Here is a 14,417-nt window from a genome sequence, read left to right as displayed (position 1 = left end):
TTACCCGGACACGGCAGGATGGACCCGGTAACGCCCACGCGAACGAAAGAGACAGACGTGACCGACGCTGTGCCCGTACCGGTGCGCCGGCTCGACCCGGACCTGCCGCTCCCCGCGTACGCCCATCCGGGGGACGCGGGCGCCGACCTCGTGGCGGCCGAAGACGTGGAGCTCGCGCCGGGTGAGCGTGCCCTTGTCGGCACCGGCGTGGCGATCGCGCTGCCGGACGGGTTCGTGGGGCTGGTGCACCCGCGTTCGGGGCTGGCCGCGCGGCTGGGCGTGACGGTGCTCAACGCGCCCGGCACGGTCGACGCCGGGTACCGGGGCGAGATCAAGGTCAACCTGGTCAACCACGACCGCGCCGCCACCGCCAAGATCTCGCGGGGTGACCGGATCGCGCAGCTTGTGGTGCAGCGGGTGGAGCGGGCCGTGTTCCAGCTGGTCGACGAGCTGCCCGACTCCAGCCGGGGCGCGGGTGGGCACGGTTCGACGGGCGGGCACGCCGGTCTGGTTGGGGAGGTGCGCTGATGTTCTCGCGACGGCGAGAGGGCGGGCGGCACGCGCGGGACAACAGCCAGCGCCGCGCCCGCGCTGAGCAGCACAACGAGCCGCCGGCCGGCGACGAGCCGGCCGTGCCGAGCGTCGGGCCGTTCGACGTGTCCGAGGCGCCGGATGGCGTGCAGCGGCTCGACCTGGGCAGCCTCAAGATCCCGGCGATCGACGGCGTCGAGGTGCGGGTGCAGGCCAACCCCGACGGGGCGGTGCAGCAGGTCGTGCTGGTCCACGGGGAAAACGCCCTCCAGCTGGGTGTCTTCGCCGCGCCGCGGTCCGAGGGCATCTGGGAGGAAGTGCGCGCCGAGATCCGCAAGTCGCTCTTCGACGACGGCGTGGCCGCCGAGGAGATCGACGGGGAGTACGGGGTGGAGCTGCGCGCCCGCGTGCGCACGCCGGAGGGCCTGACCGACCTGCGCTTCGTCGGCATCGACGGGCCGCGGTGGATGGTCCGCGGTGTCTACCAGGGCGGCGCCGCGGTCGACCCGGCCGGCGCCGGCCCGCTGGTGGAGTGCCTGCACGGCCTGGTGGTCGACCGGGGGCAGGAGGCCAAGCCGGTGCGCGAGCCGCTCCCGCTGCGCCTGCCGAAGGAGCTCGCCGCGCAGGCCCAGGAGGGCGCAGCCGGGGCACAGGAGCCGGTGGTGGAGGTCGACGACGCGCCGCCGCCGGTCAACGGCTCGGGCCCGAGCCAGCCGCCCCGCCGCAAGCCCTCGCCCCGCCCTCGCCGTACCTAGGGTCCTGTTTCGACCTACGTCGATCGACGTGCTGCCCGTCTGCGCGTACGCTGGCTAGAGCCGGCAGGCGGGTGCCGGCATGTCGAGGAGGCTGAGACCCAAGGTCATGGCGACCGACCAATCCTCATCTTCGGTACGCCGGTTCTTCCAGCGCCTCACCGCCAGCGAGGCGGAGCTCGACGCGGAGGAGCTGCAGCGGGAGAGCGCGGAGTCCGGGTCCACCCTGGCGGGCATGTGCCGCCGGGGACAGCTCGTATCGGTGTCCGGCCGGTTGCGTACGGTGGTCTACACTCCACGGACCAACCTGCCCACCCTGGAGGCGGACCTGTACGACGGCAGTGACGTCGTCACCCTTGTGTGGCTCGGCCGCCGGCACATCGCCGGAATCGAGCCCGGCCGGCAGTTGACGGCGCGCGGTCGCGTCGCGGTGCGCGATGACCGTAAAGTCATCTACAACCCGTACTACGAGCTGGAAGCGCCTCGATAACCTATGACGACGCAGCCGGAGGACGACGAAGAACGCCTGCCCAGCTTCGCCGAGCAGATGGCCGACCAGCTGGGCGGCTGGCGGGGCCTGGTCGAGTCGAGCGTGCCGGTCGTGGTGTTCGTGTTCGTCAACATCATCGCCGACCTCAACCCGGCCCTCATCGCCTCCGTCGGCGTGGCGCTGGCCATCGCCGCCCTCCGCCTGATCCAGCGCCGCCCCGTCCGCCACGCGGTCAACGGGCTGTTCGGCGTGGGCATCGGCGCGTTCATCGCGTGGCGCACCGGTGACGAAAAAGACTTCTACCTGCCCGGCATCCTGTACGGGATCGGTTACGGCCTGGCCCTGCTGGTCTCGGTGGCCGTCCGGCAGCCGCTCGTCGGCTGGATCTGGTCCGTGATCGTCGCCGGCGGCAAGGCCGAGTGGCGCACCGACCCGAAGCTGATCCGCCTCTTCAGCCGCCTGACCGTGCTCTGGGGCGTGGTGTGGCTGGCCAAGGTCGGCGTGCAGGCGGCCCTTTACGTCGCCGACCAGGACACCGCGCTCGGCGTCGCCCGGCTCGTGCTCGGCTACCCGCCGTACCTGCTGCTGCTCGCCTTCACGGTGTGGGCCGTGCGGCGCGAGACCAAGTCGGCGCCGGAGACGGAGGCCGCGCCCGCGTAGGGCGAGGCTCAGACGCCGCCGCGGGTGCGCTCGACGCTGTCGGCGCCGAGGATTACCGCGCGCACGGTGTCCTCGACCTCGGCGGTGCACACGAAGACAAGCTCGTCGCCCGCCTCGATCGGGTCGTCGGGGGTGGGCACGAGCACCCGCTTGCCGCGCAGGATGGCCACCAGGGCCGCGTCGCGGGGGAGCGGGACGGCGTGCACCGGATGGCCCACGTAGGGCGCGGTGGGCGGCAGCGTGATCTCGACGAGGTTGGCCTCACCCTGCCGGAACGTCATCAGCCGCACCAGATCGCCGACCGTGACCGCCTCCTCGACCAGCGCGGCCATCACGCGAGGCTTGCTGACCGCCACGTCGACGCCCCACTGGTCGGTGAAGAGCCATTCGTTTTCCGCGCGGTTGACCCGGGCGACCACCCGCGGTACCGCGAACTCGGTCTTGGCCAGCAGCGACACCACGAGGTTGACCTTGTCGTCGCCGGTGGCGGCCACGACCACGTCGCAGCTGGACAGCGCCGCCTCCTCGAGGCTGGCAAGCTCGCAGGCGTCGGCCAGCACCCACTCGGCGGCCGGCACCCGCTCGGGGCGCAGCATCTTGGGCTGGCGCTCGATGAGCATCACCTGATGGCCGTTTTCGATGAGCTCCTGGGCGATCGAGCGACCCACGTTGCCCGCTCCGGCGATGGCGACCCGCATGGTCACCGACCCCCTTCCGGCGCGGTGCTGGCGACCATGCTCACGCGCTCGGTGATGTCGTCGGTGACCAGCATGAACACCTGGTCGCCCTCCTGCAGGATGGTGGACCCGCTGGCCAGCGTGCCGATGCCGAAGCGGGTCAGGTACGCGATGCGGGTGCCGGTGGTGGCCTCGAGCTGCTTGACCGGGTGGCCGAACCAGTCCTTGTGCAGCGGCACCTCGATGATCGAGACGGTGCTGGTGGGGTCGCGGAAGATCTCGACGGTGCCCTCGGGGACGAGCTGGCGCAGGATGCGGTCGGCGGTCCACCGCACGGTGGCCACCGTGGGGATGCCGAGCCGCTCGTACACCTCGGCGCGCTTCTGGTCGTAGATGCGGGCCACCACGCGGGAGACGCCGAACGTCTCGCGGGCCAGGCGGGCCGAGATGATGTTGGAGTTGTCACCGCTGGAGACCGCCGCGAACGCGTCGGCCCGCTCGATGCCCGCCTCGCGGAGCACGTCGCCGTCGAAGCCGATGCCGGTGACCGTGATACCCCCGAACTCGGGGCCAAGCCGCCGGAAAGCGTCCGCGTTTTGGTCGATCACCGCGACCGTGTGGTCGCGCCCCTCCAGGTTGTGCGCGAGCGTCGAGCCCACCCGCCCACAGCCCATGATCACCACGTGCACCCCGTGACTCTCCTCTCGTTTCCACGTGAAGCCTCCCACGTGATCGGCTCCGGCGGGGCACAGCCCACCCCGCCACCGTACGATCGGCGCTTGTGGTCAGTCCCACCTCCCTGCTGAAGCGGCTTCTTGTCGGCCGGCCCTTCCGGTCCGACCGCCTCCAGCACACGCTGCTGCCGAAGCGCATCGCGTTGCCGGTGTTCGCCTCGGACGCGCTCTCCAGCGTGGCGTACGCGCCGGACGAGATCCTGCTGACCCTCTCGATCGCCGGCGCCGGGGCGTACTTCTACTCGCCGTGGGTGGCGCTGGCCGTCGTCGTCGTGATGCTCACCGTCGTGGCGAGCTACCGGCAGAACGTGCATGCCTACCCGTCGGGCGGCGGCGACTACGAGGTGGCGACCGTCAACCTGGGGGCCAAGGCGGGCGTGGGTGTGGCCAGCGCGCTGATGGTCGACTACGTGCTCACGGTGGCCGTGTCGACCTCGTCCGGCGTCGCCAACCTCGGTTCGGTCATCCCCTGGGTCGCCGAGCACAAGGTGGGCGTGGCGGTGACCGCGGTGGTGGTGCTCACCGCGATGAACCTGCGCGGGCTGCGCGAGTCGGGCACGGCGTTCGCGATCCCGACGTACGGCTTCATGATCGTCATCATCGGGATGCTCCTGACCGGCCTGGTCCGCATCTTCGTGCTCGGTGACGACCTGCGCGCGCCCAGCGCCGACCTGCTGATCGCGGCCGAAGACGACCACCTGACCGGGTTCGCGATGGTGTTCCTGCTGTTACGCACCTTCTCGTCCGGGTGCGCGGCGCTGACCGGCGTGGAGGCGATCTCCAACGGCGTGCCCGCGTTCAAACCGCCCAAGAGCCGCAACGCCGCGACCACGCTGCTGCTGCTCGGCACCGTCGCGGTCACGATGCTGGTCGGCATCATCTGGATGTCCCGCCTGACCCATCTGCAGTTCGTCGAGGACCCGGGGCTGCAGATCGTCGAGGGCCCGGCCGGGTACGAGCAGAAGACCGTCACCACCCAACTGGGCGAGGCGATCTTCGGCGGCGGCTCGATCCTGCTGTACATCGTGGCCGCCGCGACCGCCCTCATCCTCTTCCTGGCCGCGAACACCGCCTTCAACGGCTTCCCGGTCCTCGCCTCGATCCTCGCCCAGGACCGCTACCTTCCCCGCCAGCTGCACACCCGCGGCGACCGGCTGGCCTTCTCCAACGGCATAGTGCTGCTCGCGCTCTTCGCGATCGTGCTGATCGCCGCGTTCCAGGCCGAGGTCACGCGCCTGATCCAGCTGTACATCGTGGGCGTTTTCGTGTCCTTCACGCTGTCGCAGGCCGGCATGATCCGCCACTGGAACCGCCTGCTGCCCCGCACCCGAGATCCCGAGCAGCGCCGCCGCATGATCCGCTCGCGCGCCATCAACGCCTTCGGCACCGCGCTGACCGGCACCGTGCTGGTGATCGTGCTGATCACGAAGTTCCTGCTCGGCGCGTGGATCGCGATCGCCGCGATGGCCGTGATCTACGTGACGATGCTGGCGATCCGCAGGCACTACGACACGGTCTCCCGCGAGCTCACGCCGGACGAGGACCGCCCGGTGCTCCCCGCCCGCAACCACGCTGTCGTGCTGGTCAGCAAGGTTCACCTGCCGACGCTGCGGGCGCTGGCCTACGCGCAGGCCACCCGCCCCGACTCGCTCACCGCGGTCACGGTCAACGTCGACGACAAGGACACGCGGCGGATCCAGGAGGAGTGGGAGCGCCGGGAGATACCGGTGCCGCTCACCGTCGTCGACTCGCCGTACCGGGAGATCACCCGCCCGATCGTGGACTTCGTCAAGTCGGTCCGCCGCAGCTCACCCCGGGACGTGGTCACCGTCTTCATTCCGGAGTACGTGGTGGGCCGGTGGTGGGAGCACCTGCTGCACAACCAGAGCGCGCTGCGCATCAAGGGCCGGCTGCTCTTCGAGCCGGGCGTGATGGTGACCAGCGTGCCGTGGCAGCTCGCCTCCAGCGCCGCGAAGGACCTCGACCGCCTCGACCGCGACCTGGCCCGCGGGCCCGCGCGCGGACCGCGTGACCGGACGCCCCCGCAGTGATCATGGAACGGGTCACGCTGACCGTGGGAGCGGTGGCACACGGCGGCCATTGCGTGGCACGCGTCGGCGACCCGCCCGGCCAGGTGGTCTTCGTGCGGCACGCGCTGCCGGGCGAGCGGGTGGTCGCCGAGATCACCGAGGAGCATCCCGGGTACCTGCGGGCCGACGCCATCTCGGTGCTGGAGGCCTCACCGGACCGGGTGGAGCCACCCTGCCCGTACGCCCGGCCGGACGCCTGCGGCGGTTGCGACCTCCAGCACGTGGCACCGGCGGCCCAGCTTTCGTGGAAGGCCGCCGTCGTGCGTGAGCAGCTGGCGCGGCTGGCCGGCCTGCCCGACTTTCCGGTACGTGTGGAGCCGCTGCCCGGCGGGACGCTGGGGTGGCGCACGCGGGTGCGGTACACGGTCGACGCCGCCGACCACGCCGGACTGCTCAAGCACCGCTCGCACGAGGTGGTGCCGATCGACCGGTGCCGGATCGCCCACCCGGCCATCCAGGAGCTGCCGGTGACCGGGCGGCCGTGGCCATCGGCCTCCACAGTGGATGCCGTGGCGCCCTCGGCCGGCCCGGCCGTCGCGGCCCCGGACGGCGACTTCGACGGACCGATCGTCGAGCGGGCCGCCGGCCGCGAGTGGACGCTCCCGGCCGGTGCCTTCTGGCAGGTGCACCCCGCGGCGGCGGACACGCTGGCCGGTGCGGTGCTCGACCTGCTGGAGCCGCGGCCCGGCGAGTCCGCGTGGGACCTGTACGGCGGCGCCGGCCTCTTCGCCGCCGCCCTCGCCGGCAAGCTCGGCACGGACGCGGACATCACGCTGGTCGAGGCGGCACACTCCGCGGTGGCCGCGGCGCGCGACAACCTCACCGACCTCACCGGCCTGCGCGTGGTGCGGTCCACGGTGGAGGCCGCCGTCGTCGGCTCGGGACGTGGCCGCGCCCGGCGCGGGCCGGCGCTGCGTGGACCGGTCGACCTGATCGTGCTCGACCCACCCCGCACCGGCGCCGGCGCCGCGGTGACCAAGGCTGTGATGGCCGCGGACCCGCGCGCCGTCGCGTACGTGGCGTGCGACCCGGCGGCGTTCGCCCGGGACGTGCGCACGTTTCGGGACGGGGGGTGGCAGCTCGCGACGCTGCGGGCGTTCGACCTGTTTCCGATGACGCACCACGTCGAATGCGTGGGGCTGTTGTCGCGCATTCCGCTCGGAGGGTGAGCGGCGCGGTTTGGGACCTGCGCCTTAAACGACGGGTCGCTGAATAGCGGTGGCGGGCTGCGTGAGGGTCGCCGACTGGCGCGCCGCCCGAGTGGTGGTGAGCCGATCGCGGACGCGCACGACCGCGACGACGATGAGCACTAACGGCAGCAAGGGCAGTGACAGCAGCAGAATGACGAGCATCGCGATCGTCTGACCGGCGGCGGAACCATCCGGGCGGCGCGCGCGATGTGCCGGGGGAGCGGCGGACATGTCACAGAGCGTACTCGGCGGCTCGGGGCATCTGTCCGTTTCGTAACTCGTATGGGGGAAAGTGTCCTGGTCACGACAGTAACCTTCTCGGTATTCCATTGTCGAGGGTCGCGGAATTGGCGCGCCAATGCGCTGAATTCCAATCACGGAACGGCTCGTACAAATGTCAATGGCCGCTCGCTGAACGTCCAAGGGATACGTGACTGCGACCGGTAGCGACCGCTGCGGTCCGGACCGCCGGTCCGCGGTTCCGAACGCAAGCCCGGGTGGCGCTACGCACGCAGCTCAAGCGTGGCGCGGCACGGCTGACGTCCCAACTTCGCCGCCGTGGGCATCACCACCATCGAACGCGTGATCACCGGCAACGCCCTGGTCTACCGCCGTGGACGGGCCCGGCGGCACGCCCTGACCGACCTCGGCGTCCAAGACCGCCTACCGGACTCATGCCGCCCTGGCTTGATCTGGATTCACCTCGCGTAGGGGAAGCGGTTCGGCGCGGCGGGCTCTCCGTGATGGAGGGTCTCGGCCGGACCTCTGCGGGCAGTGACGCGTGGGGCTGCCCTGCGGCCCGCCCGGCGAAGCCTTCTGGACGGCGGGCGGGTGGAGCGCGGCGGTGACGGGACGCCGCGGTCGCGACGGGCGCTGCAGCGCGGACGTCCATCTTGGAGTGTTGGGGCCCTGCGGCGGCGGAGGGCGCGCGCGGGCGGCGGGTGTCCGGATGGGCAGGTTGAAAGGGCGTTCTGGGCAAGCGGAAGAGCGCTCTCCGCCCGTTCGGGCGGCATCGTTGCGGCTCGATCACGGTATCGCGTCCGGGCGTTGACAACCTTGTCTTCAGAGGGCGATCGTTCGACGGCAAACGCGACCTTTGGGAGGGTGGTATGCGATACAGCCGACGGGGCGCTGTCGCCCTGGGCTTAGCCGCAGCGTTGATCGCGCTGCCCGCCTGCTCCAGCAGTGCCAACGACGATGGCGGCTCGAGCGGCAGCAGCGACACCGAGGTCGAGGTCTTCTCGTGGTGGGCGGGGCCGGGCGAGAAAGAGGGCCTGGAAGCGATGATCGCCGACTTCGCGAAGAAGAACTCGGGCATCAAGTTCAACAACGCGGCCGTGGCCGGTGGTGCGGGTACCAACGCCAAGACCGTGCTCGCCACCCGCCTCCAGGCGAAGAACCCGCCGGACTCGTACCAGGTCCACGCTGGACTCGAGCTGGCCAGCGACATCCAGGCCGGGTACGTGGAGGACATCACGTACCTGTACGACCAGGAGGGCTGGAAGGAGAAGTTTCCCAAAGGGCTCGTCGACGCCATCACGGTCGACGGCAAGATCTACTCGGTGCCGGTGAACATCCACCGCTCGAACCTGCTGTGGTTCAACCCGGCAACGCTGCAGAAGGCGGGCATCAGCGCGCCGCCGAAGACGTGGGACGAGTTTCTCACCCAGGCGGCCACGCTCAAGTCCAAGAACATCACCGCGCTCTCCATCGGGCCCGGCTGGACGCAGGAACACCTGCTGGAAAACGTGCTGCTGGGCGAGCTCGGCACCGACAAGTACACCGGGCTGTGGAACGGGTCGACCGACTGGAAGTCGGCCGAGGTGACCGCGACGCTCACCAAGTACACGAAGATCCTGGGTTTCTCGGACCTCAAGTCGGCGGCGGCCGACTGGCAGCCGGCGCTCGACAAGGTCGTGGACGGCACCGCCGCCTACAACGTGATGGGCGACTGGGCCGACGGCTACCTCAAGGGCGCCAAGGCGCTGAAGTTCAAGACCGGGTACGACGTGGTGGCCTCGCCGGGCAGCGAGGGCGTCTACAACTTCCTCTCCGACTCGTTCACGCTGCCGGTCGGCGCGCCGCACAAGGGCGCGGCGGAGAAGTGGCTCGTGGAGTGCGGCTCGATCGAGGGGCAGGACGCGTTCAACCCGCAGAAGGGTTCGGTGCCGGCGCGCGTCGACGCCGACAAGAGCAAGTACACCGACTACCTGGCGACGGCCCTCGCCGAGTGGCAGAACCCGGCGACGAAGATCGTGGGCTCGCTGGCGCACGGTGTGGTGGCGAACAACGCGTTCAAGGGTGAGATCGACACGGCGCTGCAGATCTTCGTGCAGGACAGCGACGTGGCGAAGTTCGCCGACGCGGTGGCAAAGGCATATGCCGCGAACAAGTAGCAGGGCGAGGCGGCGGCTCCGGGCCTGGGGCCCGGGGCTGCTGCTCGTCTCACCCTCGCTGATCCTGCTCGGCATCTTCGTGTACGGCTTCCTGGGCTGGAACATCCGGGTCTCGTTCACGAGCTGGCGCGGCCAGACGCCGGTGTACGACTGGGTGGGCACGCGCAACTACACCGAGCTGTTCGACAACGAGCGCTTTCAGATCGACGTGCGCAACCTGGCCGTCTTCACGGTGGTGTTCATCGGCGGCTCGCTGCTGCTCGGTTTCCTCATGGCCATGCTGCTGGAAAAGGGCGTGCGGTTCGAGGCGTTCTTCCGCAGCGTCTTCCTGTTTCCGATGGCCATCTCGTTCATCGCCACGGCCATCATCTGGCGGTGGCTGCTCAACAACGGCTCGGGCCCCTCGACCGCCGGCCTCAACAAGCTCTTCGACAACATCGGCCTTGGTTTCCTTTTCAGCGACTGGCACAAGACACCGTCGTCCTGGGCGATCGCGGCCATCGCGCTCCCCGCCGGCTGGGCCCTTTCCGGGTACGTGATGGCGCTTTTCCTCGCCGGCCTGCGCGCGGTGCCCGAGGAGCTGAAAGAGGCGGCAAGGGTCGACGGCGCGCCCGAGCGGAAGGTCTTCTGGCACGTGGTGCGGCCGATGCTGCTGCCCGTGCTGATGAGCGCGGTGGTGATCCTCGCGCACATCTCGATGAAGACGTTCGACCTCTTCTACGCGATCGACCAGGGCAACCTGCGGATCGACACCCCCGCGCTGTACATGTGGTTCACCACCTTCCAGCCGGGCTTCTTCGCCCGCGGCGCGACCATCGCCACGCTGCTGCTCTTCGGCATCGCGGCGGTCATCGTGCCGTACATCTGGTGGTCTGTCAGGACGGAGCGCCGCAAGTGAGGACACTCGCGAAGACCACCCGCTACCTGGCCCTGTTTCTGCTCGCCTGCTTCTTCCTCATGCCGGTGTACGCGCTGCTGGTCACCGCCCTCAAAGATCCCGCCTCGGTCAGCGTGGTGCGGATGTGGGAGCTGCCCGCCTCGTTCTCGATGGAAAACTTCCGGATCGTGTGGCCGGACCTGCGGGAGGGCTTTGTCAACAGCCTGCTGCTGGCGGTACCGGCGAGCCTCATCTCGGCGATGCTCGGCGCGGCCAACGGTTTCGTGCTCTCCAAGTGGCGCTTTCCCGGCGCCGACTTCGTTTTTCCGCTGATCCTGTTCGGCATGTTCATCCCGTACCAGGCGATCCTGATCCCGATGTACCGCACGATGCAGAGCGCCAACCTTGTCGGCGGCCTGGACGGGCTCATCATCGTGCACGTCATCTACGGCCTGCCGATCACCACGCTCATCTTCCGCAGCTACTTCACAGGCCTCTCCGACGAGGTCATCGAGGCGGCCAAGGTGGACGGTGCCGGGATGCTGCGCACGTTCTTCTTCGTGGCGCTGCCGATCGCGCCGCCGGCCTTCGCGGTGGCGCTGATCTGGCAGTTCACCTCGGCGTGGAACGACTTCCTCTTCGGCGTCCTGCTGACCAGCCGCGAGTTCTGGCCGATCACCGTGGCGCTCAACAACATCGCGGGCGGGCAGACGGTGCCGTTCAACCAGGCGATGGCGAGCGCGCTGCTGGCCAGCGTGCCGACGCTGCTCGTGTACATCCTGCTGGGCCGGTTCTTCATGCGCGGCCTGATGGCCGGCGCGCTGAAAGGGTAGAGCACGCGAGCGAGCGGAGGAGGCGTCGGCCCTCGGGGCCGACGCTGAGCGAGCGAGCAAGAAAGGTAGAGATGGTCGGGATCAGGTTGGAAGGCGTCACCAAGAAGTTCCGGGGTGGCGTCGTGGCGGTGCGGGGCGTCGACCTGACCGTCGAGCCGGGCGAGTTCATGGTGCTGGTCGGTCCCTCCGGCTGCGGCAAGTCCACGCTGCTGCGCATGATCGCCGGCCTCGAGGAGGTCTCCGAGGGCAAGGTCTTCATCGGTGACAAGGACGTGACCGAGGAGCTTCCGCAGCAGCGCGACGTGGCGATGGTGTTCCAGAGCTACGCGCTCTACCCGCGGATGTCGGTGCGCCGGAACATGGCGTTCGGGCTGCGCATGCGCCGCACGCCCAAGGCGGACCGGGAGCGGCGGGTCGGCGAGGTCGCCGGCGTGCTCGGCCTGGAGCACCTGCTCGACCGCCGCCCGGGAGCGCTCTCCGGTGGGCAGCGGCAGCGGGTCGCGATGGGGCGCGCGATCGTACGCGAACCGCAGGCCTTCCTCATGGACGAGCCACTGTCCAATCTGGACGCCAAGCTGCGGGTCAGCATGCGCGCCCAGCTCTCGCTGCTGCACCAGCGCCTGGGCACCACGACGGTGTACGTGACGCACGACCAGGTCGAGGCGATGACGCTCGGCCGCCGGGTGGCGGTGCTCCGCGATGGCCTTCTCCAGCAGTGCGACACCCCGCAGACGCTCTTCCACAAGCCGGTCAACCTGTTCGTTGCCGCGTTCATCGGTTCGCCGTCGATGAACTTCGTCCGCGCGACCGTCGCCGGCGGCGCGGTCACGTTCGGTGACGCGCGCATCCCGATCCAGCGGGACCTGGGGGAGCGGCCGGTCATCCTCGGCGTGCGCCCCACCGGCCTCACGCCGGCAAACGGCAACGGCTGGCCGACCATCGAGGTGCGGCCGGATATCGTCGAGGAGCTCGGCGACGAACGCTTCGTGATCTTCGATCTGGACGCGCCGCGGGTGGACACCGAGGCGACCCGGGCCGCGGTGGACGCGCAGACCGCCGACGACGCGCTACTCCTTCCGGAGGACCGGGCAAGATTCACCGTACGCCTCTCGGCTGACCAGCCAGTCAGTGTCGGCGAGCCTCTGACCTTGGCAATCAACCCCGAAAGGCTGTACTTCTTCGACCCGGACTCCGGAGCGGCCCTGTGAGGGTTGCCGATAGACTCGGCCGGCATGAGCTCTGAACCGGGTCTGTTGAGCAGCATCTCTGGTCCGCAGGACGTCAAGCGCATGACAGCGGAGGAGCTGGCGATCCTCGCCGCCGAGATCCGCGACTTCCTGGTGGCGAAGGTGTCGCGGACCGGCGGGCACCTCGGCCCCAACCTCGGCGTGGTCGAGCTCACGCTTGCGATGCACCGGGTCTTCGACTCGCCGCTGGACCGGTTCCTCTTCGACACCGGCCACCAGGCGTACGTGCACAAGATGCTCACCGGCCGCCAGGCCGGCTTCGACCAGCTCCGGCAGCGGGGTGGCCTGTCCGGCTACCCGAGCCAGCAGGAGAGCGAGCACGACGTCATCGAAAACTCGCACGCCTCCACCGCCCTGTCGTATGCGGACGGGCTCGCCAAGGCGTACGCCCTGCGGGGTGAGGCGCGGCAGGTGGTCGCCGTGGTCGGTGACGGCGCGCTCACGGGTGGCATGTGCTGGGAGGCGCTCAACAACATCGCCGCGGCGAAAAACCCGCTGGTGATCGTGGTCAACGACAACGGCCGCTCGTACGCGCCGACGATCGGCGGGCTCGCCGAGCACCTCTCCAGCCTGCGGCTCAACCCGGGATACGAGCGGGTGCTCGACGCGGTCAAGGACACGCTCGGCGCGACGCCGATCGTGGGGCGCCCGGTGTACGAGGTACTCCATGCGGTCAAAACGGGCATCAAGGACGCTGTGGCGCCGCAGGCGATGTTCGAGGACCTCGGGATCAAGTACGTCGGCCCGATCGACGGTCACGACGTCGCGGCGGTCGAGTCCGCGCTGCGCCGGGCCAAGGGCTTCGGCGGCCCGGTGATCGTGCACGCGGTGACCCGCAAGGGATACGGCTACCGCCCGGCCGAGGACGACGAGGCCGACTGCCTGCACGGGCCGAGCAGCGCCTTCGACGTGGAGACCGGCAAGCTGCTCGCCGCGCCCTCGGTGAAGTGGACCAACGTGTTCGCCGAGGAGCTCGTCGCCATCGCCGACGACCGGCCGGACGTGGTCGGCATCACGGCGGCGATGGCCGAGCCGACCGGCATCGCCGCGCTCGCCCGCAAGTACCCGGAGCGCGTCTACGACGTGGGCATCGCCGAGCAGCACGCGGCCACCTCGGCCGCCGGCCTGGCGCTCGGCGGGCTGCACCCGGTCGTCGCGGTGTACGCGACGTTCCTCAACCGCGCGTTCGACCAGGTGCTGCTCGACGTGGCGATGCACAAGCTGCCGGTGACGTTCGTGCTGGACCGGGCCGGGATCACCGGGCCGGACGGCCCGAGCCACTACGGCATTTGGGACATGTCGGTCCTCGGTGTGGTGCCCGGTCTGCGGATCGCGGCCCCCGCGACGCGGCGACGCTGCGCGAGGAGCTGCGCGAGGCGCTGGCCGTCGACGACGGTCCGACCGTGCTCCGCTTCCCGACCGGCTCGGTCGCGCCCGACCTGCCCGCGGTCCGCCGGGTGGGCGGCGTGGACGTGCTGGCCGAGACGTCCTCCCGCGACGTGCTGCTCGTCGCGGTCGGCGCGTTCGGGCAGCTGGGCCTCGAGGTGGCGCAGCGGGTGGGCGAGCAGGGATACGGCGTGACGGTCGCCGACCCCCGCTGGGTGCGCCCGGTGCCGGAGGAGATCGTCGCGCTGGCTCGACTCCACCGTCTCGTGGTGATTGTCGAAGACGGCGTGCGCGCCGGCGGCGTGGGCGACGCGGTGGCCAAGGCGCTGCGCGACGCCGACGTCGACGTGCCGGTCCGCGACCTCGGCGTGCCGGTGGGCTGGCACGCGCACGGCAGCCGCGCCCAGATCCTGGCCGACCTCGGCCTGACCGCCCAGGACGTGGCCCGCGAGGTCACCGGCTGGCTGACCCGCATCGAAGCCGGCGAGCCGGCCCATTCGTTCGTCGACGCGAATGTCCTTGGTCGGGGGTCCTCCGCCAAGTAACGTCTCGCA

The 14,417-nt window shown here is 70.3% G+C and carries 14 protein-coding genes and 1 pseudogene; 12 read left to right on the top strand and 3 right to left on the bottom strand.

Annotated elements, in window-relative coordinates; all coding sequences use genetic code 11:
- The first annotated feature begins 18 nt into the window (after positions 1-18).
- The 4 genes from dut to Phou_RS09180 all read left to right on the top strand — a co-directional run bounded on the left by dut (position 19) and on the right by Phou_RS09180 (position 2,433).
- Positions 19-528, top strand: a complete 510-nt coding sequence (dut, locus tag Phou_RS09195) for a dUTP diphosphatase (protein ID WP_173055312.1) — start codon at positions 19-21, stop codon at positions 526-528.
- A complete protein-coding gene (locus tag Phou_RS09190; RefSeq protein WP_173058212.1) occupies positions 525-1,286 on the top strand; it encodes a DUF3710 domain-containing protein in 762 nt (253 codons plus the stop codon). Before dut ends, Phou_RS09190 begins: the two co-directional genes overlap by 4 nt.
- Positions 1,287-1,392: 106 nt before the next feature.
- Positions 1,393-1,773, top strand: coding sequence for an OB-fold nucleic acid binding domain-containing protein (locus Phou_RS09185; RefSeq protein ID WP_173055310.1), 381 nt, complete (start codon positions 1,393-1,395; stop codon positions 1,771-1,773).
- 3 nt (positions 1,774-1,776) lie between these two features.
- Complete coding sequence (locus tag Phou_RS09180) at positions 1,777-2,433, top strand: DUF3159 domain-containing protein (protein WP_173055308.1); 657 nt, start codon at positions 1,777-1,779, stop codon at positions 2,431-2,433.
- An 8-nt stretch (positions 2,434-2,441) separates the two neighbouring features.
- On the opposite strand, the gene Phou_RS09175 is transcribed toward Phou_RS09180, so the two are convergent.
- Together Phou_RS09175 and Phou_RS09170 are read right to left on the bottom strand one after the other, a co-directional pair.
- Complete coding sequence (locus Phou_RS09175; protein ID WP_173055306.1) at positions 2,442-3,137, bottom strand: potassium channel family protein; 696 nt, start codon at positions 3,135-3,137, stop codon at positions 2,442-2,444.
- Complete coding sequence (locus Phou_RS09170; protein ID WP_173055304.1) at positions 3,134-3,799, bottom strand: potassium channel family protein; 666 nt, start codon at positions 3,797-3,799, stop codon at positions 3,134-3,136. Before Phou_RS09170 ends, Phou_RS09175 begins: the two co-directional genes overlap by 4 nt.
- Positions 3,800-3,891: 92 nt before the next feature.
- On the opposite strand from Phou_RS09170, the gene Phou_RS09165 reads away from it, so the two are divergent.
- Positions 3,892-5,895 (top strand): APC family permease, encoded by a 2,004-nt coding sequence (locus Phou_RS09165; protein WP_173055302.1) that lies wholly within the window; start codon positions 3,892-3,894, stop codon positions 5,893-5,895.
- Positions 5,896-5,897: 2 nt separating this feature from the next.
- Positions 5,898-7,103 carry a class I SAM-dependent RNA methyltransferase gene (locus Phou_RS09160; RefSeq protein ID WP_173055300.1) on the top strand — a complete coding sequence of 402 codons (1,206 nt, stop codon included), beginning with the start codon at positions 5,898-5,900 and terminating at the stop codon, positions 7,101-7,103.
- Positions 7,104-7,127: 24 nt separating this feature from the next.
- Here Phou_RS09160 and Phou_RS09155 read toward each other — a convergent pair whose 3' ends face one another.
- A complete protein-coding gene (locus tag Phou_RS09155) occupies positions 7,128-7,355 on the bottom strand; it encodes a hypothetical protein (RefSeq protein ID WP_173055298.1) in 228 nt (75 codons plus the stop codon).
- A gap of 327 nt (positions 7,356-7,682) precedes the next feature.
- Between Phou_RS09155 and Phou_RS52395 the strand changes: the two genes are divergently transcribed.
- From Phou_RS52395 to dxs, 6 genes and pseudogenes are all read left to right on the top strand, one after another.
- On the top strand, positions 7,683-7,835 hold the full coding sequence (locus Phou_RS52395) for a hypothetical protein (protein ID WP_246273831.1): 153 nt from the start codon (positions 7,683-7,685) through the stop codon (positions 7,833-7,835).
- A 398-nt stretch (positions 7,836-8,233) separates the two neighbouring features.
- Positions 8,234-9,520, top strand: a complete 1,287-nt coding sequence (locus Phou_RS09145; protein WP_173055296.1) for an ABC transporter substrate-binding protein — start codon at positions 8,234-8,236, stop codon at positions 9,518-9,520.
- On the top strand, positions 9,504-10,418 hold the full coding sequence (locus Phou_RS09140) for a carbohydrate ABC transporter permease (protein WP_173055294.1): 915 nt from the start codon (positions 9,504-9,506) through the stop codon (positions 10,416-10,418). Before Phou_RS09145 ends, Phou_RS09140 begins: the two co-directional genes overlap by 17 nt.
- Entirely contained in the window at positions 10,415-11,230 is an 816-nt protein-coding gene (locus Phou_RS09135) for a carbohydrate ABC transporter permease (RefSeq protein WP_246273443.1), read from the top strand. Before Phou_RS09140 ends, Phou_RS09135 begins: the two co-directional genes overlap by 4 nt.
- Positions 11,231-11,301: 71 nt before the next feature.
- Entirely contained in the window at positions 11,302-12,438 is a 1,137-nt protein-coding gene (locus tag Phou_RS09130; RefSeq protein WP_173055292.1) for an ABC transporter ATP-binding protein, read from the top strand.
- Positions 12,439-12,462: 24 nt separating this feature from the next.
- A pseudogene (gene dxs, locus Phou_RS09125) lies at positions 12,463-14,408 on the top strand (1-deoxy-D-xylulose-5-phosphate synthase).
- The last annotated feature ends 9 nt before the right edge of the window (positions 14,409-14,417 follow it).

Source organism: Phytohabitans houttuyneae, from assembly GCF_011764425.1.
GTDB classification, from domain to species: domain Bacteria; phylum Actinomycetota; class Actinomycetes; order Mycobacteriales; family Micromonosporaceae; genus Phytohabitans; species Phytohabitans houttuyneae.
This window is presented reverse-complemented; position numbering and strand designations above follow the sequence as displayed.

Excerpts from the sequence above, each read along its gene's own strand:
- dut (WP_173055312.1), top strand. The coding sequence starts at position 19 with ATGGACCCGGTAACGCCCACGCGAACGAAAGAGACAGACGTGACCGAC.
- Phou_RS09185 (WP_173055310.1), top strand. The coding sequence starts at position 1,393 with ATGGCGACCGACCAATCCTCATCTTCGGTACGCCGGTTCTTCCAGCGC.
- Phou_RS09180 (WP_173055308.1), top strand. The coding sequence starts at position 1,777 with ATGACGACGCAGCCGGAGGACGACGAAGAACGCCTGCCCAGCTTCGCC.
- Phou_RS09160 (WP_173055300.1), top strand. The coding sequence starts at position 5,898 with ATGGAACGGGTCACGCTGACCGTGGGAGCGGTGGCACACGGCGGCCAT.
- Phou_RS09155 (WP_173055298.1), bottom strand. The coding sequence starts at position 7,355 with ATGTCCGCCGCTCCCCCGGCACATCGCGCGCGCCGCCCGGATGGTTCC.
- Phou_RS09145 (WP_173055296.1), top strand. The coding sequence starts at position 8,234 with ATGCGATACAGCCGACGGGGCGCTGTCGCCCTGGGCTTAGCCGCAGCG.
- Phou_RS09140 (WP_173055294.1), top strand. The coding sequence starts at position 9,504 with ATGCCGCGAACAAGTAGCAGGGCGAGGCGGCGGCTCCGGGCCTGGGGC.
- Phou_RS09130 (WP_173055292.1), top strand. The coding sequence starts at position 11,302 with ATGGTCGGGATCAGGTTGGAAGGCGTCACCAAGAAGTTCCGGGGTGGC.